Raw genomic sequence first — 20,840 nt, 5'->3', positions numbered from 1 at the left:
GATATCGAGCCTCTGAGCCGCTCCTCCCCACAACAAAGGGACAACCCGATGGCTGTCCCTGTGGGGGTGAATATTCAGACGGGGAAGGGTTAAAACCGTTCCCTAGGCCGGATAAACGCTCACTTTTTTCTTGGATTTACCACGACGCTCGAAGGTCACCACGCCATCCACCAGCGCAAAGAGGGTGTCATCTTTGCCACGTCCCACATTTTCGCCGGGGTGGATGCGCGTGCCCCGTTGCCGGACGATGATGTTGCCGGCTTTGGCCGCTTGGCCGCCGTAGAGCTTAACGCCGAGGCGTTTGGCGTTTGAGTCGCGTCCGTTTCGTGTACTACCAGTACCTTTCTTATGTGCCATGGTGAGATCTCCAAAGGGTGGGGGATTGGTTTGATTTTACGTTAGGGTGCAGCGTTCTGGGGTTTAGGCTTCGGTTTCGACCACTTCGGGGGTAACGGCTTCACCGCTGCCGGAGGCGATCGCTGTCCCATTGATCGAAATTGAGTTAATCAGCAAGCGGGTGATTTCTTGACGATGACCGCGTTTTTTGCGGGTTTTCTTTTTGGGGCGCATTTTGTAGACGATCACTTTTTTGCCGCGATAGTGACGCAGCACCGTCCCTTCAACGGTCGCGCCGTCCACATGGGGTTGCCCCACCTGCACGTCACCGTCGTCGTTAATCAATAAAACTTTGTCAATCGAAACGCTCTCACCTGCATCGACGTGGAGCAGTTCGATGTCATAGAAGCGATCCGGCTCAACACGAAGTTGCTTGCCGCCGGTTTCGATAATGGCGTAGGTCATGGGGTTTCCTTGTTAGTGTGGCCGTACAGGTCGCGTGCGATCGCGTTTCATGGTGTGAACCTGATCCGAGCAGAAATAGTAAACACGCAATTTTTGATTATACAGTATAACTCTGTCTCCTGAGCAGATTGTGACCCAAGACCTGGGGATCAATCCCTGACAACCTCATCAGCGAGATGCCCCCACTCTCCCCGATTTACCACACCCAAAAGTGTAGCCAAATCCACATTTCCCCCGCTGAGAATCACCCCGACGCGCTGACCCGGTGCGCGGACAACGCCTTGGAGCAACGCCGCCGCTCCCAAAACGCCCGTGGGTTCGATCACCAATTTTAAGCGCGTCCAAAGATACGTCAGGGTATCGAGCAGTTGCGCATCGGTGACGCTCACCATGTCATCGACGTGGGACAAAATGATCGGAAAGGTTAAATCACCGAGGCTGGGGGTACGCGCCCCATCGGCGATCGTGTCGGGATTTGCCACGGTTTGCAGGGTTTTGCTGTGGAACGATCGCACTCCATCATCTCCCGCCGCCGGTTCAACGCCAATCACTCGACAATGGGGGAGGGTGTGCTTAGTGGCGATCGCACAGCCCGACAGCAACCCCCCACCCCCACAACACACCAACAGCAGATCCAACGATCCCACCGCCTCGATCAATTCCCGCGCCACCGTCCCCTGCCCCGCGATTACGTCGGGATGATTAAACGGTGGAATCAGCGTTGCGCCCTGGGTTTCGTGAAGCTGCTGGGCAATGGTTTCGCGGTTTTCCTGGGCGCGGTCATAGAGCACGATCGCCGCGCCATAGCTTCGCACGGCTGCCTGTTTCACCTGGGGTGCATCGGTGGGCATCACGATCGTGGTGGGGATGTGGAGGAGTTGGCCCGCGAGGGCGATCGCTTGACCATGGTTGCCGGACGAATAGGTCACTACTCCCGCCGCCCGTTGCGGTTCCGATAACCGCGACAGGGCATGATACGCCCCCCGAAACTTAAATGATCCCGTCCGTTGGAGGTTTTCCGCTTTAAAAAATACCTGGCTGCCCGTCCGTTCATCCACACAGCGGGAGGTGAAGACAGGGGTTTGATGGGCGATTCCCTGTAAGCGTTGGGCGGCGTGGTCGATATCCTGGGGAGTACAAGCGGGGGGATTCATCGGTTTCAATCTATTCATGCTTTTCAAAATTCAACACCATTTTGATCAAGTCGCGGGCCTACGGAGGGCTGCTGATCACAATCGAGGGTGGAGGATCGTCGAAGCCCGCCCGACCGCTTACCCTTCGACGACCCTCAGGGTGCGCTCAATGGCACTTTATGATCAATAGGCATCACAATGATTAACCCTATTTTCCATGTCTAACCCCCATCCTCTCCAAGTCGAGCGCCGAGGCTCCGGCGTTCCGATCCTTTGTCTCCATGGTCATCCCGGCTCCGGGTCAGCCATGGCCGTATTCACTGAGCCGTTATCGACCCGATATCATACCCTCGCGCCGGATTTGCGGGGCTATGGTCAGAGTCAGGTACAAGATCCCTTTGAAATGGCCGACCACATTGCCGATCTCGAAGCCCTGCTTGATCGTGAGGGGATTGAAGAGTGCTTAATTTTGGGGTGGTCGTTAGGGGGGATTTTGGCGATGGAATTGGCGTTACGTAATCCCCAGCGTTACCGGGGGTTAATCTTGATCGGCACAGCCGCTCGACCGAGGGGGAATTATCCCCCCATTCCCTGGTGGGAATATGTGAATACGGGGATCGCGGGGTTGATCAATGGGGTTAAACCCGGTTGGCAGTGGAATATTGACACCTTTGGGACGCGATCGCTCTTTCGCCGCCTCCTCAAACAACACACCCCCACCGCCTACCACTACCTCGCCCACGCCGGAACCCCCGCCTATCTCCGCACCTCCCGCCATGCCCATCGTGCCCTCAACACCGCCCTCCGCCAAGGTTATAACCGCCTCGCCGATCTTCCCACCTTAACCATGCCCTGTTTAATGGTGGCCGGTGCGGACGACATCAACATCACCGCCCAATCCAGCCAGGAAACCGCCCAAACTCTCCCCCGCTGCGATTGGCACTGTTTCCCCAACACCGCCCACCTTTTCCCCTGGGAAGTCCCGAACGCCATGAACGAAACGATTCACGCTTGGTTACGCCAACAGAATCTATAACGTCCCGATTCCACCATCCACGGGCATACCCACCGCGATCGCGGTTGCACCCCAGGCAAAATGACCCTAAAAAATCGGCTGTGCGATCGACCCAATCCCGTCAGCCGTCTGCATTGTTTGGCAACCGATGCAGTCTAGTTTGCTATGGTTCCCCGTTAAACTCCGTGACCACTGAGAGCGGGGATTGTCTCAGGATCAAATATCTCCCCCAATGAATGATCAATCGTAAGATCCGTCGGCTTCATTTGCTTGACGGAGAATCGAATGCCCTGACTGCCTTCCTCTTTTAGATCTTCGATATAACCTGGACTTGCTTCTTTCGCCTCGATTTCACTGGCAAACGGGCCAAAGTAGTAGGTACAGCGTGGCTGCTCTGTGGTGATTTCCACCCAAAAGGCTTTACCGGTCGCCTCTAGGAATTTCAGCCAAATCTCTTTCATTAAATTCCCCCAAAATCGTGTTTTAAACAGCTCGCCCAACCAAGAGCGTCGCTTTACATTATTTAATAATTGCGGATTTAACTCTCTTTATACTCCTTTCATTCATTTTTTGAAAGTCTCTAATTACACAGTTTCTGAATCGCTGGCCTGCCAACGCTGACGAAAAACCTCGTATAAAACCATGGCGGTGGCGACCGATGCATTCAAGCTCGGAACATGACCTTGGAGCGGGATGGACACCAAGCTATCACAGTTTTGTTCCATTAAGGAGCTTAAGCCTCGCCCTTCTGATCCGATGACCAGCGCGATCGCACCTCGTAAATCCGTGGTCATGATCGTCTGGGGAGCCGTGGCGACGGTGCCATAGATCCAAAACCCGGAGGTCTTCAATTCCGTCACGGCCCGCTTCAAATTGGTAACCCGTGCCACCGGGAATGATTCCAAGGCCCCAGCGGCGACTTTCAAGACGGTGGGCGTGATCCCCACGGCGCGACGTTGGGGGATCACCAGTCCCTGAGCGCCGATCGCTTCAGCGGTGCGAATGATTGCACCGAGATTATGGGGATCATTGATCCCGTCCGCAACGATGATCACCGGCTGCTCGCTGACGTTGGCCGCATGGATGATCAGTTGCGTCAGATCCCAGTATTCATAGGGGGTAATTTGGGCCACGATCCCCTGATGATTAGCCCCTTGGGTCATTTGATTCAGCCGCCCGACGGACACTTCATCAATCACCGCCCCTTGAGATTTCGCCGTTGCCAACAGGTCTGCAAAGCGGGGATCATGGCGCACATTGGCCGTCACCCAAAGGCGTTGGGGCATGCGATCGCCCTCTAGCGTGGCCCGCACCGAATGGCGACCATAGACCAAATCATCCCGTACCGTCATGGCAGTTGCAAATAATAAAACAATTCACTGAGACGAGGCGGATCAGTTAGGTATAAATAACCGATCAACGTCTCCAAACTACTCGCCTGCTGATAAATCCTCGGATCAAGACGCTGCGGCGGGCGAGTCGCTGCATTACGACCACGACGCAGGATCTCCTGTTCCGGGGCGGTGAGGTGGGGGATCAGGTGATCCAGGTGCGCAGCCTGCTGCTCAGCACGTACCTGAGACACCACCTGCCGATGGTAGGTGGCGATCCGCTGGGGTGGCAGCAGATAGGTTGTCCGAATAAAAAGTTCGTAGACCCCATCCCCGATATAGGCAAGGGCCGTCGGAGACAGTTGCTCCACTTGACCAAGGGAACGGGGTAACGGCGACAGAGAACTGAGGCGCTCCTGTGCCCAATGACGAATCGTTGGGGGGGGTTGGCGTGGTTCACCCACAAGCATCGGGGGGGTTATTGGTTCGCAAGACTAGCGATCGCCTCTTCCACCGACGGTTGCAGCGCCAGGAACTTTTCAAGACGCACCAGCTTCACCGTCTGCGTCACCCGCGCATTCGTCACCAACTGGACACTACCGCCCTCAGTCTGCGTCTTCTTCACCAACTGCACCAACGCCCCCAGCCCAGAACTATCCACAAAGTCAATCGCGGACAGCCCCAAAATAATATGCTTCGGGCCCGTATCAAGACAGTTGCCTAACACTTTCTGAAATGTAGGCTCTGAAAACGCATCAAGCTGACCGATCAGCCGAATAATCTGACAGTTTTCTTTGACCTCGCGTGTGCCCCGTAGGCTCACGGTTAAATTGAGTTGTTCAGGAATGGTTCCACCCTCCCTATGCGTGCGAATGACAGAATAAAGTTGATTAGTCGATTAGCCAGTATAACAGGCCACGGCGAAGCCCGACTAGGCGGGCCCCATCGAGCCGGCGAAATCTCAACCCCTGCGTTAAACAGCAACCGCCTGATGCTCCCGCATCAGTTTCACAAACTGCTCAAACAAATAGTCCGCATCATGGGGCCCCGGACTCGCTTCCGGGTGATATTGCACCGAGAAAATCGGCAGTGTTTTATGGCGTAACCCCGCCACCGTTTGATCATTCAGGTTTAAATGGGTCACTTCCACATCATCACCTAGGGAATCAGCCGTCACCGCAAAGCCATGGTTTTGGCTCGTGATTTCCACCTGGCGATCCAGGCCGCAGGGTTGATTCAACCCCCGATGGCCAAACTTCAACTTAAAAGTTTCCGCCCCCAAGGACAGGCCAATAATTTGATGCCCCATGCAAATCCCAAACATCGGCTTTTGGGCCTTGAGGAGTTCGGTCACCGTGGTGATCCCCTCCGTCACCGCTGACGGATCACCGGGGCCATTGGAGAGAAAAATACCATCCGGATGATGGCTCAAAATGTCCTCCGGCGGCGTGCTGGCCGGCACCACAATCACCCGACAGCCATAGCTGGCAAGGCGGTTCAAAATATTTCGCTTCACCCCAAAATCCAACGCCACCACGGTTAGCGACGCATCACCACTGTGGGCCGTGTCGCTAAATTCCCAAACGGTGTCCGTGGACGTATTCCATTCATACGCTTGGGAAGTGGTGACTTCGCGCACGAGGTTTTGACCGGCCATGGAGGGGGCGGCTTGGACTTGGCGCAGGAGTTCTTCCGGGTCGAGGATTTCGGTGGAAATCGCACCATTCATCGCGCCACCGGAGCGGAGGCGGCGGGTGAGGGCGCGGGTGTCGATGCCGTAGATACCGGGAATTTTATACTGCTTCAGGTAGTCGGGGAGGGATTGGGTGGAACGCCAATTGCTGGGGCGGTGGCAGATGTTGCGGGCGATGACGGCGCGGATTTGGGGCCCTGCGGATTCTTCGTCTTCGGCGTTAACCCCGGTGTTTCCCAGTTCAGGATAGGTAAAGGTGATGATTTGGGCGCGATAACTGGGGTCGGTGAGCACTTCTTGGTAGCCGGTCATGCCGGTGTTGAAGACGACTTCGCCGATCGCAGTCCCGGTTGCGCCAAAGGAGAAGCCGTGATAGATCGATCCGTCAGCGAGGACGAGCAATGCGGGTACTTCTGGGGAAATGGGCATAAATGTTGCGGGTAACTCAGCCAATCACCTACTTTACAGGGGTTGCCTCAGGGATTGAGCATTCAATCCTACAATTTTAAGAATGTGTTGATCCGGCTGGTGGGATGGGATAGTCTAAATCTCCACTGCCCGACGGGGGCGAATTCTGGCATTCCCTCTCTAAATTCTGTTCATCTTGCAAACCTAATGATCGAAGCCGATTCCTCATTTCTCCGTAACCTTTGGTATTTTGCGCTGCCAAGCCAATCCCTCAAACCGGGTAAGATGCGGGCGAAAACTCTCTTGGGTGAGCCGATTCTCTTTGGACGTACCCAGGCGGGGGACGCTTTTGCCCTACGGGATCTCTGTCCCCATCGGGCGATTCCCCTCAGTTGTGGCCGGTTTGATGGGGCGGAGGTGGAGTGCTGTTACCACGGTTGGCGGTTTGATGCGGCGGGGAGTTGTACCCATATTCCGTCGTTGGTGACGGGGCAGCAGTTGAATTTAGACCGCTTTGGGGTGAAGTCTTACGCGGTGGCGGAGGTGCAGGGGAATCTGTGGATTTTTATGGGCGATCGCACCCTCGCCGATCCGGCCGAGATTGCGATCGTCTCCGGGTTTGAAGGTCGCGCCCCCCAATTTCACCTGAAAATGATCTACCCCTGCGCCCTCGATCATGCCGTCGTGGGTCTGATGGACCCCGCCCATTCACCCTTTGTCCATCGCGCTTGGTGGTGGCGATCGGGCCATGATTTTCACGAAGAAGCCCGCGAATTTGTCGCCTCTCACCTCGGTTTCACGATGGTGCGCCACAAGGTGGGGATCATGACCTTTGTGTACCAGATGCTGGGCGGTGTCCCGGAAACTGAAATTTCCTTCCGCCTCCCCAGTGTCCGCATCGAAAGCACCACCACCGCCCGCTACCACGTCAGCAACCTCACCACGATCACCCCCCTCACCGAGTCAGAATCGGAAGTTAACTTTTTCGCCTATTGGAATGTGCCCTGGCTCGGCCTTGTGGCCCCGTTTCTCCGTCCCCTCGCCTGGCAATTTCTCAAACAAGACCGCGATGTGGTGGAGCGGCAACAAGTCGGCTTAAAATTCGACCCCTCGTTAATGTTGATCCCCGACTCGGATCAATTGGCGAAATGGTATTTCCAACTGAAAAAAGAATACGCCCAAGCCCAAGCCGAGCAGCGTGAATTTGTGAATCCCGTTAAAGACCGCGTTTTAAAATGGCGGGCCTAGAAGCTCAATGTGATGGTGCGTTACGCTTCGCTAACAGCACCCTACGAGTATCCTAATTCTTAATTCTTAGCGATCGCTCCATTCCAATTACGCCGCTTCTCCGGTATATAAATCCGCTTGGAAATCCGCAAAAACCTGAGCGATATCATGGCCTAACACCGCTAACCCTTCATTGACCGTCAAATATTTAATCTCGATGAGTTGGGGTAATTTGCCTCGGTCGAGTTCGCTCACGCCTTCCCGGATGTATTGGTTGAGGACGAAATCTAAAAATTCTTGCTGTTTGCCGGTGTACTTGGAAAAAATTAAATCCCGATGCTTGATCACCCGCTCTTTGCGCGTGATTGGCGTGGCAGCATAGGCAATCCAGGTCAGCACATCGTAAATGTCGCTTTTCTCTGCTGCGGCAATGCGAGCGATCGCTTGTAGTTGTTCATCGCCATAGCCCTTTTCGGCCAGTCCCGTCAGCAATGATTTACGGGTATCCGGTTTTCCCCAGAGGGTGCGGAGTTCGGCTTCATTTTTAAAGAGTTCCGGCAGTTCACCGAATAATTTTTTGATAAAGTCTTCAGCGGCAATAGGTTTGCCATCCGCATCCCAAAACGTCGTGGTCTGGGTGTGGGCTAGCTCCCGCTCTTTGCCATCGGCTAACTTAATTTTGATTTTTTGGCGGGATTTTGGTTCATCGTTCTCCCCATCATCGGGTTTTGGTTCTGTTGGTTCTTTGTGGGGTTTGGGGTCAATGGCGACGGGTTCAGTGGGTTCGCCGTCCCATTCTTTATCATTGAAATGTTCGTAGGCTTTCACGAAATCGTAGATGGTGAAATAGTCTTTATGGTCAAAAAGTCGCGTCCCCCGCCCGATAATTTGCTTAAACTCGATCATGGATTTAATCGGACGCATCAGGACAATATTCCGCACATTGCGAGCGTCTACGCCTGTGGAAAGTTTGCGGGAGGTGGTGAGAATCGTGGGAATCGCTTTTTCGTTGTCCTGGAAGGTTTTAAGGTTCGTTTCGCCGATGCTGCCATCATTGGCCGTCACTCGAACGCAATAGTTCGGGTCGGTGCTGATTTTCATCTGGTTAATGCGATCGCGCACCGCTAGGGCATGGTCTTGGGTGGCACAAAACACAAGGGTTTTTTCGTTCTGGTCAATCGCTGCCATGAAGAGTTGCACCCGCTGTTTTTCGCGCTCTTCCATCTCGATAATGCGGTTAAAGTCTTTTTCTGTGTAGGTTCGCGCTGCATCGATGTCCCCTTCGATCACGTCATCATCGGGATCATAGAGATAGTCATCAAGGGTGGTGGTGAATTGAACGACTTTGAAGGGGGTTAAATAGCCGTCGTTAATACCTTCTTTGAGGGAATAGGTGTAGAGGGGTTCGCCAAAATATTGATAGGTGTCGCCGTTGATATCCCGTTTGGGGGTGGCGGTTAAGCCGAGTTGGACGGCGGGGGAAAAGTATTCGAGAATTTTGCGCCAGGTGCTTTCGTCGTTGGCTCCGCCCCGGTGGCATTCGTCGATCACGATGAGGTCGAAAAAGTCGGGGGGATAGTCGTAAAAGTTGGCTTGATCCCCCCTGCCTATCGGCTTCCCCCCTTGGGAAGGGGGGCTAGGGGGGATCTCGGTAAAATTCGCGGCTTGATCCCCCCTGCCTATCGGCTTCCCCCCTTGGGAAGGGGGGCTAGGGGGGATCTCGCTAAAGTTGGCTTGATCCCCCCTGCCTATCGGCTTCCCCCCTTCCCAAGGGGGGTTAGGGGGGATCTCGTAAAAGTTGGCGGATTGATCCCCCCTGCCTATCGGCTTCCCCCCTTCCCAAGGGGGGCTAGGGGGGATCTCGCTAAAGTTGGCGGATTGCTCCCCCCTGCCTATCGGCTTCCCCCCTTGGGAAGGGGGGTTAGGGGGGATCTCGGTCATGAAGGTTTGAAAGATGGTGAAAAAGAGGCTGCCATTGGTGGGGACTTTGCCTTTTTTCTTGATTTCTTTGGGGTCGATCCGGACGAGAGCATCATCGGGGAAGGCTCCGAAGGCGTTAAAGGCTTGGTTGGCGAGAATATTGCGATCGGCGAGAAAGAGGATGCGGGGGCGGTGGGTGGGTTCGCCGCTGATGTTCCATTTGGCTTGGAAGAGTTTCCAGGCGATTTGAAAGGCGATGAAGGTTTTCCCGGTTCCGGTGGCGAGGGTGAGCAGCATCCGGGTTTTGCCTTGGCTGATGGCTTCGAGGACGGCTTCGATCGCATTATGTTGGTAGTAGCGGGCTTCCCATGTGCCGCTTTTGTCTTCAAAGGGGATGGCGGCAAAGCGATCGCGCCACTGGTTTTGGGTGGGGTAGGCAAGTTCCCAGAGTTCGGCGGGGGTGGGGTAGCGATCGATGTATTGTTCTGCCCCGGTGCGCATATCGACTTGGTAGATTTTTTTGCCGTTGGTGCAGAGGGCGATGGGGGTTTGTAATCGTTCGGCGTAGTCTTTGGCTTGGCCGAGTCCTTCGGTGGGGTGCAGCTCGTCTTTTTTGGCTTCGAGGGCGGCGAGTTTTTGATTTTTATAGACCAAGACGTAATCGCAGGTTTTGGAGCGGCTGCGCTGACCGGAACCCACCAGGCGACCGGGGGCGATCGCTTCTCTGCGGATGCGACTTTCTGGAATTTCTCCCCAGCCTGCGGCTTTTAAGGCGGGGTCGATCAGTTCGGCTCTGGTTTCGGCTTCGTTCATGGTCTAGTTTTGATATTGGCGAATGATGTCTTCGATCACTTGATTACTGACATCGGATTGATCGGATTTGGAATAGATGGTGATGAGGGTAATTCCAATTTGGCTACGAAGGTAATAGATCACCCGATAGCCGCCACTTTTGCCTTTTTGGGTGTCGCTATTTTTGAGCCGAACCTTAAAAACAGTGTGTTGTAGTCCTTGAATTTGATCGCCGGGGGTATCGCCTGCTTGTAATTCTGCGATGAGGGGTTGTAAGTCTTGGCGGATGGAGCGGTAACGTTTGGCTAGGGTTTTGAGGTCTTTTTTGAAGCGGGATGATAGATCGATATTGATGGGGTTTGGGTTAATCGACATCAATGCCCTCCCACATTTCTTCAAGGGGAATGACTTCACCAGCTAGAGCTTGGCGCATTCCTTCTCTGATACCTTCGATAATTTCTTCGTCGGGGGTGTCGTAGGGTTCGGCGGCGGGTTTGTCGTTGAGATGGTGGCGAAATGCTTGGATCAGTTGATAAAGCTCTTCCTGGCGGGATTCGGGGATTTCTTTGATTTCGTCAATAATTTTTTGCAGTAGCATGGTTTTCGAGGTTTGGGCTATTTTGTACAGTTTAGCCAATCTACTGGGTGAGTTGTCCGCTAAAGGCTTTCTGCAATATCGATTGTTTTAACTCCCCAAGGGCTTCTATTTTGCGTTGATAATTTTCTTCGAGTTTTTGTGAGTCTTCAAGAATATTTGTAAGCCGCTGAACTATTTCTGGTTGCTGATTCAGTGGTGGAAAAACGATAGGGTAAGGTTCAATGGTTGCCTTATTAAATCCTGTTTGTCCCGCAGTTCTACTAGATGAATTTTCGATATAAGTAGGCCAGGGTAGAAAAAGAGAGGTAGATTGAGAGATGTAAAGAGTGAGTATAAAGAACAGGTGTACTTATGGGAGCAAGGATGAGAGTATTTCTAAGCCCAGAGGAAGAAAGAACCCTGTGGGAGCTAAGGAAAGCAACCACAGTAATACAGAGAGTCAAAGACCGTGCAGAAGCTCTGAGACTCAGCCATCAAGGATGGTACGTCGAAAAGATAGCCCAACACTTGCACTGGAATGTAGGGACAGTGAGGAAAACGTTCAAACGTTGGCAGGAAAAGGGCTTAGGCGGACTCTGGGATGCACCAGGAAGAGGAAAAAGAGCACCTGGACAGAAGCCGACATGGTGTACCTAGAAACCTGTTTGCGTGAAGAAAAGCGAACCTATAACAGCGTACAGTTAGCCAAGAAACTCAAACGATACAGAGGCATTACCTTGAGCCCAGACCATCTGCGTCAGGTGCTCAAAAAAGGGGGTGATATGGAAGCGGACACGTCAGAGTCACCGAGAGCGCCAAGACCCAGCAACGCGGGCGATTAAGCAAGCAGACTTAGAGATGCTCGAACTCTCTGCGGCAGCAGGGGAGATTGACTTGCTCTACGGCGACGAATCCGGCAGTTGTTTATGGAGTGCCGCCAGTTACAGCGATTACTTCCGAGGTGAGCAAAAACGACAGGAGCAGACTCGCAAGCGAGGCAAGAGGCTCAGCATCATCGGTTTGTGGCAGCCATTGGTCACCTTCATCTACTCTCTGGTTTTAGGCAGCTTTAAGAGCGATGACTTCATCGCCTTGATGAACCAGCAAGCCCAGAGTGCCGCTGACATCCTCTCGAAAACCGGACGGATAAGGGTCATTGTGCTGGACAACGGCTCCATTCATACCAGCAAGCTTGTTCAAGCCCAGATTGCTACTTGGCAAGCTCAGGGGCTTTATCTTTTCTTCCTGCCCCCCTACTGTTCAGAGATGAATCCTATTGAGTTGGAGTGGCAGCATCTCAAGCGAGATGAGTTGGTTGGTCAGATGTTTGAGTCAGAGAAGGAGTTGGCTTGTGAGGTCATTTTTGGACTTGATGCTCGGGCACAACAAAACGCTCACTCCACTGAATATGTCAATCTGCGACAACCTCAATATTCTGTTACATAGTTCACTCTTTCTTGCCTGAGCTACTTAGTGTAAAATTGACCGATTTTTAAGAAAATAAAATAGATAGTCCCTGGAAATTATTTTTTCATTAGGAATTGCTTTCATTAAAGCTACATTATAAGCCCCCTCTAGTCCTCTAAGAATCTGAAATAAAGGGGGACCATATCGACCAATCATTATGTCATCTTTCTCGCAAAATCGTTTTGCCTTTTCTAAAGGTATAAAAACTTTTTTTTCATCAGTTTTATAGTCTCTAATTTGAATTAGTCGTATATATCCTTCCCGTAAGCTTGAAACAAATTCTGATTTTGGAGGCTGAGAACCACCTTGAAATCTACAAACTTCTCCGAGTGATTTTTCTGACCAATCTTCTGGAGGATTTTGAAAAAGCTTGTTTAAATAGCTGTCGAAAAGTTCGCGGGCATTGGTGAGGTTTTGGCGTGCGATCGCCTCTGCCCTTTCAATCCCAGCAAAACACTCATCCAATATCTCCACAATCCGTTTTTGTTCAGCGATCGGCGGAATTCTGATTGTTAAATTTCCCCATTTTGTCTTATTGATAATTGGTAAAGTTGCTTGACTTGCATTATGTTTAACTCTCTTTTGGAATTCTTGAGTCAGCATCTGATAGTAAATAAATTTTGCATCATAATTACGTTCAGGTGTTAATGAATTAATTTGCTGATTCGTTGTAATATCCAACGCAGAGAAGCCCGCTTTTCCAATAGTTGCACCAATACAAACCATAAGAACTGAGTTGGCTTTTATTAATCTTGTTTTTTGTAGACCAGTTTTACTTAATTTCTGACCACTATTTTTTATTTCTCCATTGGGCAAAAAATCAGCAGGCTTAACAAATGATATATAGTTTCCAAAATTTTTTGCATCTGATGTTTTTGGTGTTGCTCCTGTCTGAATAATGCCTAAATCTTTGATTTTTTTAACTTCCCACTTCATGCTAAAAGCTCCCCAATCAATAAGCACTTTGACGATGAACAGCACTGATAATTAAAATCAGCATCTCCCCATCATTAATTTCATAAATCACCCGATAATCACCCACACGAATCCGATAGGTATTCTGATAACCCTTTAATTTTTTAACGCCATCAGGTCGCGGAATATCCGACAAAGATTTAATCTCAGCCAACAAACGAGAGCGAATTTGTGGAGATAATTTTTTTAATTGCTTCTGAACAGACCTCGGAGTAATAATACGGTAACTCATTATAAACTTGCTTCAAACTCCTCAAGGGTCATATAATCACCCGCTTCATATTCCAAACGAGCCTGAATAATATTCGCTTTTTCCTCCTCTGAAATTTCCTCTTCATCCTCTTGCCGTTGCTTCATCGACAAAACAACATCTAATAACTCCGGTAAAAAATCATCAGATAATTGCTCGATTTCTTGCAGTAATCTTTCCTTAACCGTCATCCCCTTTACTCCTTTGAGATTAATGATTCAATACTAGCCAAAATTTCCGCACTCTTTTGGTCAAGCTCCGCAATTTCCGCCAAAATTTCCTCCGGTTCCCGTAACGGCTCCTCCTCCGGCGCATTCGGATTCTTCACCGACAAATCAAACGACGACCGATCAACCTCCTGCAAATCCAGAAACCAAGACCGTTCCGACTCCCTAAACACCGATTGAAACTCCACAAACTCCCTCAGGTCATCATCATTCAGCGGGTTCGTTTTCCCCAGACTGCGCCCCACATCAAGCTGATAAAACCAAATCCTTTCCGTCGGTGTCCCCTTCTCAAAAAACAGCACAACCGTTTTCACCCCCGCCCCCAGGAACGTCCCCCCCGGACAATCCAACACCGTATGCAGATTACAGGTTGACGTAAGCTCCTGCCGTAACGCCCGTGACGCATGATCCGCATTCGATAGGAACGTATTTTTAATCACGATCGCCGCCCGTCCGCCATCCTTGAGCCGCTTCATAAAATGCTGGAGAAACAGAAACGCCGTCTCCCCCGTTGCGATCGTGAAATTCTGCTTAATCTCCCCCCGTTCCTTCCCCCCAAACGGCGGATTTGCCAGGATCACATCATGGCGATCCTTCTCCTGAAACCCCTGAATATCCTCCGTTAGCGTATTCCTGTGGAGAATATTCGGCGCTTCAATCCCATGCAAAATCAGATTCATCACCCCGATGATGTAGGCTAACCCCTTCTTTTCCTGACCATAGAGCGTTTTCGTTTGCAGCCGTTCCAACTCCGCCGCACTCTTCACCAACGGACGCAAAAACTCATAGGCCTCACACAGGAACCCCGCCGAACCACACGCCCCATCGTAAATCGTCTCCCCCAGTTGCGGTTTGATCACCCGAATCATCGCCCGAATCAAAGGACGCGGCGTGTAATATTCCCCCCCATTGCGCCCCGCATTCCCCATATTATTAATGCGCGTTTCGTAGAGGTCAGACAACTCATGCTTTTCCTGCTGCGTCTGAAACCGGAGCTTATCAATACCTTCTAGGACTTCCCGGAGATTGTAGCCACTCTGAAACTTATTGCTAACCCCCGAAAAAATCTCCCCAATCTTTGCGCCAAACGTACCCGGCTCCGCATAATCCTTGAACGCCCGAAAATACGGGAATAACTCCCCACTGACAAACTCGATCAGGTCATCCCCAATGGGAGCCGTTTTCAACAATTCCCCCGCCTTATCCCGTGGATACGCCCACGATTTCCAGCGGTACGGCTCATCTAATAGCGGTTGATAGGCTTCCCCCGTTAACAGAGCTTTACTTTGGCGATCAGTCTCCAGGTCATCGAGGTACTTCAGGAACAGAATCCAGGAAATCTGTTCCGCATAATCAAGCTCCGTCGCACAGCCCGCCTCCTTCCGAAGGACATCATCAATATTTTTAAACGTCTGCTCAAACATAGCCAGAGGAATAGGAAAGTGAACAGATCTTACCTGATCCCGATTTTGTATGGTCTGCTGCCGAACTTCAGAAAATGGGTATTTGCTCCCTGCCGATTTGCAAATCGGGCAACAAACCCCCTACGGATTCCGTCAAATGGGCCAGAATAAACCTATAACGTAAGCATGAGTGGGTTTGACTCCTCATTACTCTGATGACTATGAATAAGACATTTTGGTCTCGCCCACCTCGTTGGGCCTATGGATTTCTCGCCCTTTTAACCTCATTCACTATTTTCGCGGTTCAACCCCAGGCCCAGGCGATTTCGATCTGGGATATTATTCGCGGCGGGGCGCGGGTTTTGCAGGGGATTCAACTCGGCAATATGTCGCCGGAACGCGAAATGGCCGTGGGCAACCAAATCGATGGCCAGATTAAGCAAGATCTGGCCCGCAACGGTACACCTGTGATTCGGGATAACCATCCCGCGACGCTCTATGTTGCTGAAATTGGCCAGAGAATGGAAGCGATTTTGACCCCAGAAGAACGGCGGGAGATTGATTTCACGTTTCAGGTGGTGAATGATCCCAATGTCAACGCCTTTGCGACGATGGGCGGCTATGTCTATATCAATGCCGGGCTGATGTTGATGGCGGATACGGAAGCGGAATTAGCCGGGGTGATTGGCCATGAGATGGGCCACATTATTGAGAAACACGCGATTAACCAAATGCGTGAACGGGCGGTGCAGCAGGGGATTCTCTCGGCGGCCGGGTTAGATCAAGCCCAGGTGGTGCAGTTGGGGGTAGATGTGGCGTTGAATTTGCCCAATAGTCGGGGCGATGAAAATGAGTCGGATGAGGTGGGCTTAAGTCTGTTGCGCCGCACGGGTTATAACCCCAATGGGATGGTGAATTTTATGACGAAGTTGGCCCAACAGGGGGGCGGTCGCGGTATGACGATCCTCAGTACGCACCCGAATCCGGGGGCACGGGTGGAGAATTTGAAGGCGATGATCGCGGCGAATCCACCGACGGCGACGGAAACGGCGGGGATGGATACGCTGGAGTATTGCTTGGATATGAAGGGAGTGATTAGCGATCGCATCCAGTGCCAATAATCTAAACCCCTCACCCCCCTCTCCCGCTGGGCTATCGCTTATACACAAATCGATCTCAAGTCCCAAAACTCTCGTGATCCCCCCTAGCCCCCCTTTTCAAAGGGGGGAATTGGAAAAAGTCCCCCTTTAAAAGGGGGATTTAGGGGGATCAATCCCAGGTTAGGTCAGTATTTGGAGGTTATGTATAAGCAGTAGCCCGCTGGGAGAGGGCTTTTTTTTAGGGTAATCAGGCTGAACAGGATTCGATCAGCACTTGGTGGAGGCGGTTGGCCTCAATGTGGATGTTGAATTCGGCTTCGACCTTGGCGCGGCCGGCGCTGCCAAATTGCGATCGCAATTCTGGCTGATCCAACAGGCGGCAAATTTTTAGGGTTAACTCTTCACTATCCCCCGGCGGCACCAGATAACCGCTCACCCCATCATCGACGAGTTCACTAATCCCCGCGATCCGGGTCGTCACCACCGGCACACCCGCCGCCATCGCCTCCATCAACGACACCGGCACACCTTCGGCAAAGCTCGGCAAGACAAACACATCGGTGTGTTGCATCGCGTCGCGCACCTCCGCCTGGGACTTATACCCCACATACTTCACGTGTTTTTCTAACCCCCGCTGCACGGTCAATTGTTCGAGAATTTGACGATCTTCACCGTCCCCCACCACCGTCAAACAGAGATCGGGGTAATCGCTTTTCAGTTGGCTGAGGCTGTCAAGGAGAATCGGTAAGCCCTTGGCGGCGGAGAGCCGCCCGACGTAAAGCAGGCGATTGCCGACCCCTTGATGGCGCACCAAGGGAAAGAGTTGGGGATCAACGCCGCAATGGACAATGTTTAACTTTGACCAAGCGGTGAAGGGGGCAAAATACATCGCTTGGCTGCGGCAAAAGTGGCTAATACAGATCACGAAGCGGGCTTGTTCAATTTTTGTGCCCACGTGCCAGCGGTAGGGGTCGTAGAAAATATAGGGGCCGTGGAGGGTGAAGCTGTAGGGGCGATCGCCTAAATGCGCCGCCAACATTGCCACGGAACAACTCGAATCCCCTAAATGATTGTGGAGATGGTCAATATTTTGCTGTTGCAACTGTCGCGCGAGGCTGCCCGCTTCGACAAAATACACCCATTGATAGAGCAAGCCCCGTAAACCGGGCTGACTGGTGCGCTGGGCGAGTTTCAAGCCCGCCCAATAGCGGCCCGGACTTTGGAAAAAGAGAGCGAGGTGATCTTGGATCAGTTGGGGCAGTTGCGGGGGCAAGAGGTAATAGGTGCGATCGCACTCTTGACGCTGCTCCTCCCCCACCAATTGCGCCGCACTCGGTCGCCGCACCGCAAAGGTTTTCACCTCCAAGCCGCGATCGCGCAGGGCAAAAATTTCCCGCTGAATAAAGGTATCCGTTGCGCGTGGATAGGTTCCTGTTAAATAGCCAATCCGCATCTCGTCACCCCCTTCAATTGAGCACAGGTTTGTTGTCGGTCATCCGTCTTCATCGGTCGTCTTAATCTTAGGGGGATCTGGACCTTGAGGAGACCACAGGGTGATTCGCCTGTTCACGATCAGCAGGATCAGCGATCGCCCCCCTTGTCAAAAACAATTCCCCTCGATCCCTACCTCTTTTCTCCCGCCATCCTTTTAATAACCCGGAGTGAAATGGACCAATCTTCCCCCAAGTCGGAAAAACCGAACCGAACCCAGAGAATCGCTCTGTTATCCTAGTCAAGAACAATAGACAGACCAACACCGGGCGCGAGGAGATCGAAGTTTATGGCTTCCACCGACTTCAAGGACTACTACGCCACCTTAGGCGTGACGAAAACAGCCACCGCAGAAGACATTAAAAAAGCCTTCCGCAAACTTGCCTTGAAGTATCACCCCGATCGCAATCCCGGTGATCAAGCCGCCGAAGCCCGCTTCAAAGAAGCCAGCGAGGCCTACGAAGTCCTCTCCGACAGCGACAAACGGCGCAAATACGATCAATTTGGTCAATATTGGAAACAAGCCGGTGCGCAACCCGGCGGTAGCCCCTACGGTCGGGGCGGTACAAATGTCGATTTTGGCGGTTTTGACTTTGGTCAATACGGCAGTTTTGAAGAATTTATCAATGACCTCCTCGGTGGCATGGGCGGCAGCACTCGCACCCGCACCACCCGCACCGCCAACCCCGGCCCAGGCTATCGCTCCACCACCGGCTTTCGCACCGATTACCAAACTGCATCCAGAGGCGGCGGTGTCAGTGAGGCGAATCTCAAACTGACCCTGAGTGAAGCCTTTCGGGGCGTGCAAAAGCGGCTTAATCTCAACGGCGAAATTATTGATGTGCGGATTCCGGCGGGGGCGAAGCCGGGGAGCCGGGTACGGGTGCGGGGCAAGGGCACGATTGACCCGATGACGCGCCAACGGGGCGACCTGTATTTAAATGTCAATATTGATTCCCATAGTTTTTTCAATTTTGACGGGGATAATTTAACCTGTGAAGTGCCGATTAGCCCCGATGAAGCGGTGTTGGGGGGATCAATTGAAGTGCCGACCCCCGATGGTCAGGTGTCGATGAAGATTCCGCCGGGGATTCGCACCGGCCAAACCCTGCGCCTGCGGGGGAAAGGCTGGACGAGTCCGAAGGGCGATCGCACCGACCAACTCGTTAAAATCATCATCGCCACCCCCGCGAACCCCAATTCCCTCGAAAAGGAATATTACGAAAAACTCCGCAACGCCCGCAGCGACAACCCCCGCACCCACCTCGGACAAATCCGCCTCTAGTCTTGCCCCCAAGGGGCTTCAACCCCTTGCCCCCATTCACGATTCACGCCCTTTGTAACCACCATGGAAAAACGCAGCATCATCGAACTTCTCCGCCACGGCCAACCGGATCAATCGGTCACGATTCAGGGCTGGGTGCGCACGACGCGGGAGTTAAAAGGATTCGCCTTTATGGAAGTTAATGATGGCTCCGCGTTGGCCAATCTTCAGGTGGTGATTGAGGGTAGTTTTCCGGACTACGAAGCGGTGCTCAAACAGATCACGATCGGCGCGTCGGTGTCGGTGAGCGGCAGGCTCAAAGCCTCGGAAGGGAAGGGGCAACGGATCGAGTTAGTGCCGGAATCCCTCGATGTGTTGGGCGGTTCTGACCCGGAAACCTATCCGTTGCAGAAGAAACGCCATTCCTTTGAGTTTTTGCGGGAGATTGGCCATTTGCGATCGCGCACCAACACCCTGGGTGCGGTGTTCCGGGTGCGGAATGCCTGTGCGCGGGCGATTCACGACTTTTTCCAATCTCGCGGCTTCCTCTGGGTGCATACGCCGTTGATCACCACCAACGACTGCGAAGGGGCGGGGGAACTGTTCCACGTCACGAGCCTCGATCTGGGCAATGTGCCGAAAACAGACCAGGGCGCGATCGATTTTAGCCAAGACTTTTTTGGTAAACCCGCCTATCTCACCGTCAGCGGCCAACTGGAAGCGGAAGTGATGGCGATGGCGTTCAGCAATGTCTACACCTTTGGCCCCACCTTCCGGGCGGAAAACTCCAACACCTCCCGCCACTTGGCGGAGTTTTGGATGGTGGAGCCAGAAATGGCTTTTTGTGACCTGATCGGCAATATGGATCTCGCCGAGGCATTTTTAAAACATATTTTTAAATTCGTCCTCGACACCTGCCCGGAGGATATGGAGTTTTTCAATCAACGCATTGACAAGTCCGTGCTGGCCACGGCGGACAATATCATTAACAACGAGTTCGAGCGGATTACCTATACCGAGGCGGTGCGCTATTTGGAGAGGTGCGATCGCACCTTTGACTATCCCGTCTCCTGGGGGTTGGATCTGCAATCGGAACACGAACGCTACCTCGCCGAAGACCTCTTTAAAAAACCCGTCATCGTCACCGACTACCCCACAGCAATCAAAGCCTTCTATATGCGCCTCAGTGATGACGGCAAAACCGTCGCCGCCATGGACATCCTCGCCCCGAAAATCGGCGAAATCGTCGGCGGTTCCCAACGGGAAGAACGCCTCGACATCCTCGACCAACGCATTGCCGCCGCCCAAATGCCCCTAGATGACCTCTGGTGGTATCGGGATCTCCGCCGCTATGGCAGCGTCCCCCATGCCGGGTTTGGCCTTGGGTTTGAGCGCGTCGTTCAGTTCATGACGGGCATGGGCAACATCCGCGATGTGATCCCCTTCCCCCGTAGCCCCCTCAGTGCGGAGTTTTAACGCACCGCCCACCCCCGATCAGACCCTGAGACCCATGCATGATTGTCTGGTTAAGTCGCTTCACCACCCCCCAAGCCTTTGGCTATGGACGGAGCACGGCGACGGATCTTGGTAGTTATTTTGTTGAGAAATTCATCCGGGTCTGGATTCTCTGCTAACGTCGTGATACAACCCCACCATTGACAGGGTATTTCGCAAAGATCACGCCAGAGTTAGCGGAATTCTCTGACTATTCTGGTAGAGAAACAATGGCAGAGTCCAACAATGTCCCTTGCTACGATTGGATCAGG

Annotated in this window: 22 protein-coding genes and 1 pseudogene; 6 read left to right on the top strand and 17 right to left on the bottom strand. The window is 52.6% G+C overall.

Annotated elements, in window-relative coordinates; translation table 11 throughout:
• Positions 1 to 102 precede the first annotated feature (102 nt).
• The 3 genes from rpmA to SPI6313_RS06760 form a co-directional block, all read right to left on the bottom strand.
• Positions 103 to 357 carry a 50S ribosomal protein L27 gene (rpmA, locus tag SPI6313_RS06770; RefSeq protein ID WP_072620314.1) on the bottom strand — a complete coding sequence of 85 codons (255 nt, stop codon included), beginning with the start codon at positions 355 to 357 and terminating at the stop codon, positions 103 to 105.
• Positions 358 to 420: 63 nt separating this feature from the next.
• Positions 421 to 801 carry a 50S ribosomal protein L21 gene (gene rplU / locus SPI6313_RS06765; protein ID WP_072620313.1) on the bottom strand — a complete coding sequence of 127 codons (381 nt, stop codon included), beginning with the start codon at positions 799 to 801 and terminating at the stop codon, positions 421 to 423.
• 149 nt (positions 802 to 950) lie between these two features.
• Positions 951 to 1,973 (bottom strand): threo-3-hydroxy-L-aspartate ammonia-lyase, encoded by a 1,023-nt coding sequence (locus SPI6313_RS06760; protein ID WP_217650520.1) that lies wholly within the window; start codon positions 1,971 to 1,973, stop codon positions 951 to 953.
• 178 nt (positions 1,974 to 2,151) lie between these two features.
• Here SPI6313_RS06760 and SPI6313_RS06755 point away from each other — a divergent pair, with 178 nt between their 5' ends.
• On the top strand, positions 2,152 to 2,970 hold the full coding sequence (locus SPI6313_RS06755) for an alpha/beta fold hydrolase (protein ID WP_072620311.1): 819 nt from the start codon (positions 2,152 to 2,154) through the stop codon (positions 2,968 to 2,970).
• A gap of 155 nt (positions 2,971 to 3,125) precedes the next feature.
• Here SPI6313_RS06755 and SPI6313_RS06750 read toward each other — a convergent pair whose 3' ends face one another.
• The 5 genes from SPI6313_RS06750 to carA form a co-directional block, all read right to left on the bottom strand.
• A complete protein-coding gene (locus SPI6313_RS06750; RefSeq protein ID WP_072620310.1) occupies positions 3,126 to 3,410 on the bottom strand; it encodes a DUF1816 domain-containing protein in 285 nt (94 codons plus the stop codon).
• A 123-nt stretch (positions 3,411 to 3,533) separates the two neighbouring features.
• Complete coding sequence (rlmB, locus tag SPI6313_RS06745) at positions 3,534 to 4,301, bottom strand: 23S rRNA (guanosine(2251)-2'-O)-methyltransferase RlmB (protein ID WP_072620309.1); 768 nt, start codon at positions 4,299 to 4,301, stop codon at positions 3,534 to 3,536.
• Complete coding sequence (locus SPI6313_RS06740; protein WP_072620308.1) at positions 4,298 to 4,750, bottom strand: Mini-ribonuclease 3; 453 nt, start codon at positions 4,748 to 4,750, stop codon at positions 4,298 to 4,300. Before SPI6313_RS06740 ends, rlmB begins: the two co-directional genes overlap by 4 nt.
• Positions 4,751 to 4,758: 8 nt before the next feature.
• Complete coding sequence (locus SPI6313_RS06735; protein WP_084668926.1) at positions 4,759 to 5,103, bottom strand: STAS domain-containing protein; 345 nt, start codon at positions 5,101 to 5,103, stop codon at positions 4,759 to 4,761.
• A gap of 150 nt (positions 5,104 to 5,253) precedes the next feature.
• On the bottom strand, positions 5,254 to 6,402 hold the full coding sequence (carA, locus tag SPI6313_RS06730) for a glutamine-hydrolyzing carbamoyl-phosphate synthase small subunit (RefSeq protein WP_072620306.1): 1,149 nt from the start codon (positions 6,400 to 6,402) through the stop codon (positions 5,254 to 5,256).
• 186 nt (positions 6,403 to 6,588) lie between these two features.
• Here carA and SPI6313_RS06725 point away from each other — a divergent pair, with 186 nt between their 5' ends.
• Positions 6,589 to 7,629, top strand: a complete 1,041-nt coding sequence (locus tag SPI6313_RS06725; RefSeq protein WP_072620305.1) for an aromatic ring-hydroxylating oxygenase subunit alpha — start codon at positions 6,589 to 6,591, stop codon at positions 7,627 to 7,629.
• An 87-nt stretch (positions 7,630 to 7,716) separates the two neighbouring features.
• Here SPI6313_RS06725 and SPI6313_RS23920 read toward each other — a convergent pair whose 3' ends face one another.
• From SPI6313_RS23920 to SPI6313_RS25030, 4 genes are read right to left on the bottom strand one after another with little or no spacing between them, the layout of a single operon-like run.
• The gene (locus SPI6313_RS23920; protein ID WP_217650519.1) at positions 7,717 to 10,341 is read right to left on the bottom strand and encodes a DEAD/DEAH box helicase family protein; all 2,625 of its coding nucleotides are present in this window, start codon (positions 10,339 to 10,341) and stop codon (positions 7,717 to 7,719) included.
• A 3-nt stretch (positions 10,342 to 10,344) separates the two neighbouring features.
• Positions 10,345 to 10,695 (bottom strand): type II toxin-antitoxin system RelE family toxin, encoded by a 351-nt coding sequence (locus tag SPI6313_RS06710; RefSeq protein ID WP_072620304.1) that lies wholly within the window; start codon positions 10,693 to 10,695, stop codon positions 10,345 to 10,347.
• A complete protein-coding gene (locus SPI6313_RS06705; protein WP_072620303.1) occupies positions 10,685 to 10,918 on the bottom strand; it encodes a hypothetical protein in 234 nt (77 codons plus the stop codon). Before SPI6313_RS06705 ends, SPI6313_RS06710 begins: the two co-directional genes overlap by 11 nt.
• A gap of 40 nt (positions 10,919 to 10,958) precedes the next feature.
• Positions 10,959 to 11,195 carry a restriction endonuclease subunit S gene (locus SPI6313_RS25030; RefSeq protein ID WP_342751664.1) on the bottom strand — a complete coding sequence of 79 codons (237 nt, stop codon included), beginning with the start codon at positions 11,193 to 11,195 and terminating at the stop codon, positions 10,959 to 10,961.
• 74 nt (positions 11,196 to 11,269) lie between these two features.
• Between SPI6313_RS25030 and SPI6313_RS22255 the strand changes: the two are divergent.
• Positions 11,270 to 12,343, top strand: a pseudogene (locus SPI6313_RS22255) (IS630 family transposase).
• Between the two features lie 24 nt (positions 12,344 to 12,367).
• Here SPI6313_RS22255 and SPI6313_RS06685 read toward each other — a convergent pair.
• Genes SPI6313_RS06685 through SPI6313_RS06670 form a run of 4 tightly spaced genes read right to left on the bottom strand, consistent with a single transcriptional unit; the run spans position 12,368 to position 15,240 of the window.
• Positions 12,368 to 13,300 (bottom strand): restriction endonuclease subunit S, encoded by a 933-nt coding sequence (locus SPI6313_RS06685; RefSeq protein WP_139276570.1) that lies wholly within the window; start codon positions 13,298 to 13,300, stop codon positions 12,368 to 12,370.
• Between the two features lie 16 nt (positions 13,301 to 13,316).
• Positions 13,317 to 13,571 carry a type II toxin-antitoxin system RelE family toxin gene (locus SPI6313_RS06680; protein WP_072620301.1) on the bottom strand — a complete coding sequence of 85 codons (255 nt, stop codon included), beginning with the start codon at positions 13,569 to 13,571 and terminating at the stop codon, positions 13,317 to 13,319.
• Positions 13,571 to 13,780: a DUF2281 domain-containing protein gene (locus SPI6313_RS06675; RefSeq protein WP_072620300.1), complete on the bottom strand. Its 210-nt coding sequence runs from the start codon at positions 13,778 to 13,780 to the stop codon at positions 13,571 to 13,573. Before SPI6313_RS06675 ends, SPI6313_RS06680 begins: the two co-directional genes overlap by 1 nt.
• Positions 13,781 to 13,785: 5 nt before the next feature.
• Positions 13,786 to 15,240: a class I SAM-dependent DNA methyltransferase gene (locus SPI6313_RS06670; protein WP_072620299.1), complete on the bottom strand. Its 1,455-nt coding sequence runs from the start codon at positions 15,238 to 15,240 to the stop codon at positions 13,786 to 13,788.
• Between the two features lie 200 nt (positions 15,241 to 15,440).
• Here SPI6313_RS06670 and SPI6313_RS06665 point away from each other — a divergent pair, with 200 nt between their 5' ends.
• On the top strand, positions 15,441 to 16,340 hold the full coding sequence (locus SPI6313_RS06665) for a M48 family metallopeptidase (RefSeq protein WP_072620298.1): 900 nt from the start codon (positions 15,441 to 15,443) through the stop codon (positions 16,338 to 16,340).
• Between the two features lie 226 nt (positions 16,341 to 16,566).
• On the opposite strand, the gene SPI6313_RS06660 is transcribed toward SPI6313_RS06665, so the two are convergent.
• Positions 16,567 to 17,772, bottom strand: coding sequence for a glycosyltransferase (locus tag SPI6313_RS06660; protein ID WP_072620297.1), 1,206 nt, complete (start codon positions 17,770 to 17,772; stop codon positions 16,567 to 16,569).
• 327 nt (positions 17,773 to 18,099) lie between these two features.
• On the opposite strand from SPI6313_RS06660, the gene SPI6313_RS06655 reads away from it, so the two are divergent.
• A complete protein-coding gene (locus SPI6313_RS06655; RefSeq protein WP_072620296.1) occupies positions 18,100 to 19,095 on the top strand; it encodes a DnaJ C-terminal domain-containing protein in 996 nt (331 codons plus the stop codon).
• Between the two features lie 63 nt (positions 19,096 to 19,158).
• Positions 19,159 to 20,550, top strand: a complete 1,392-nt coding sequence (gene asnS, locus SPI6313_RS06650; RefSeq protein WP_072620295.1) for an asparagine--tRNA ligase — start codon at positions 19,159 to 19,161, stop codon at positions 20,548 to 20,550.
• The last annotated feature ends 290 nt before the right edge of the window (positions 20,551 to 20,840 follow it).

It is taken from the genome of Spirulina major PCC 6313, from assembly GCF_001890765.1.
Taxonomy (GTDB): domain Bacteria; phylum Cyanobacteriota; class Cyanobacteriia; order Cyanobacteriales; family Spirulinaceae; genus Spirulina; species Spirulina major.
Note: the sequence above shows the minus strand (reverse complement) of the source record. Positions and strands in the feature narration are given on the sequence as shown.

Coding starts and splice junctions, on each gene's coding strand:
- rpmA (WP_072620314.1), bottom strand. CDS start 357: ATGGCACATAAGAAAGGTACTGGTAGTACACGAAACGGACGCGACTCA.
- rplU (WP_072620313.1), bottom strand. CDS start 801: ATGACCTACGCCATTATCGAAACCGGCGGCAAGCAACTTCGTGTTGAG.
- SPI6313_RS06760 (WP_217650520.1), bottom strand. CDS start 1,973: ATGAATAGATTGAAACCGATGAATCCCCCCGCTTGTACTCCCCAGGAT.
- SPI6313_RS06755 (WP_072620311.1), top strand. CDS start 2,152: ATGTCTAACCCCCATCCTCTCCAAGTCGAGCGCCGAGGCTCCGGCGTT.
- SPI6313_RS06750 (WP_072620310.1), bottom strand. CDS start 3,410: ATGAAAGAGATTTGGCTGAAATTCCTAGAGGCGACCGGTAAAGCCTTT.
- rlmB (WP_072620309.1), bottom strand. CDS start 4,301: ATGACGGTACGGGATGATTTGGTCTATGGTCGCCATTCGGTGCGGGCC.
- SPI6313_RS06740 (WP_072620308.1), bottom strand. CDS start 4,750: ATGCTTGTGGGTGAACCACGCCAACCCCCCCCAACGATTCGTCATTGG.
- carA (WP_072620306.1), bottom strand. CDS start 6,402: ATGCCCATTTCCCCAGAAGTACCCGCATTGCTCGTCCTCGCTGACGGA.
- SPI6313_RS06725 (WP_072620305.1), top strand. CDS start 6,589: ATGATCGAAGCCGATTCCTCATTTCTCCGTAACCTTTGGTATTTTGCG.
- SPI6313_RS23920 (WP_217650519.1), bottom strand. CDS start 10,341: ATGAACGAAGCCGAAACCAGAGCCGAACTGATCGACCCCGCCTTAAAA.
- SPI6313_RS06710 (WP_072620304.1), bottom strand. CDS start 10,695: ATGTCGATTAACCCAAACCCCATCAATATCGATCTATCATCCCGCTTC.
- SPI6313_RS06705 (WP_072620303.1), bottom strand. CDS start 10,918: ATGCTACTGCAAAAAATTATTGACGAAATCAAAGAAATCCCCGAATCC.
- SPI6313_RS06685 (WP_139276570.1), bottom strand. CDS start 13,300: ATGAAGTGGGAAGTTAAAAAAATCAAAGATTTAGGCATTATTCAGACA.
- SPI6313_RS06680 (WP_072620301.1), bottom strand. CDS start 13,571: ATGAGTTACCGTATTATTACTCCGAGGTCTGTTCAGAAGCAATTAAAA.
- SPI6313_RS06675 (WP_072620300.1), bottom strand. CDS start 13,780: ATGACGGTTAAGGAAAGATTACTGCAAGAAATCGAGCAATTATCTGAT.
- SPI6313_RS06670 (WP_072620299.1), bottom strand. CDS start 15,240: ATGTTTGAGCAGACGTTTAAAAATATTGATGATGTCCTTCGGAAGGAG.
- SPI6313_RS06665 (WP_072620298.1), top strand. CDS start 15,441: ATGAATAAGACATTTTGGTCTCGCCCACCTCGTTGGGCCTATGGATTT.
- SPI6313_RS06660 (WP_072620297.1), bottom strand. CDS start 17,772: ATGCGGATTGGCTATTTAACAGGAACCTATCCACGCGCAACGGATACC.
- SPI6313_RS06655 (WP_072620296.1), top strand. CDS start 18,100: ATGGCTTCCACCGACTTCAAGGACTACTACGCCACCTTAGGCGTGACG.
- asnS (WP_072620295.1), top strand. CDS start 19,159: ATGGAAAAACGCAGCATCATCGAACTTCTCCGCCACGGCCAACCGGAT.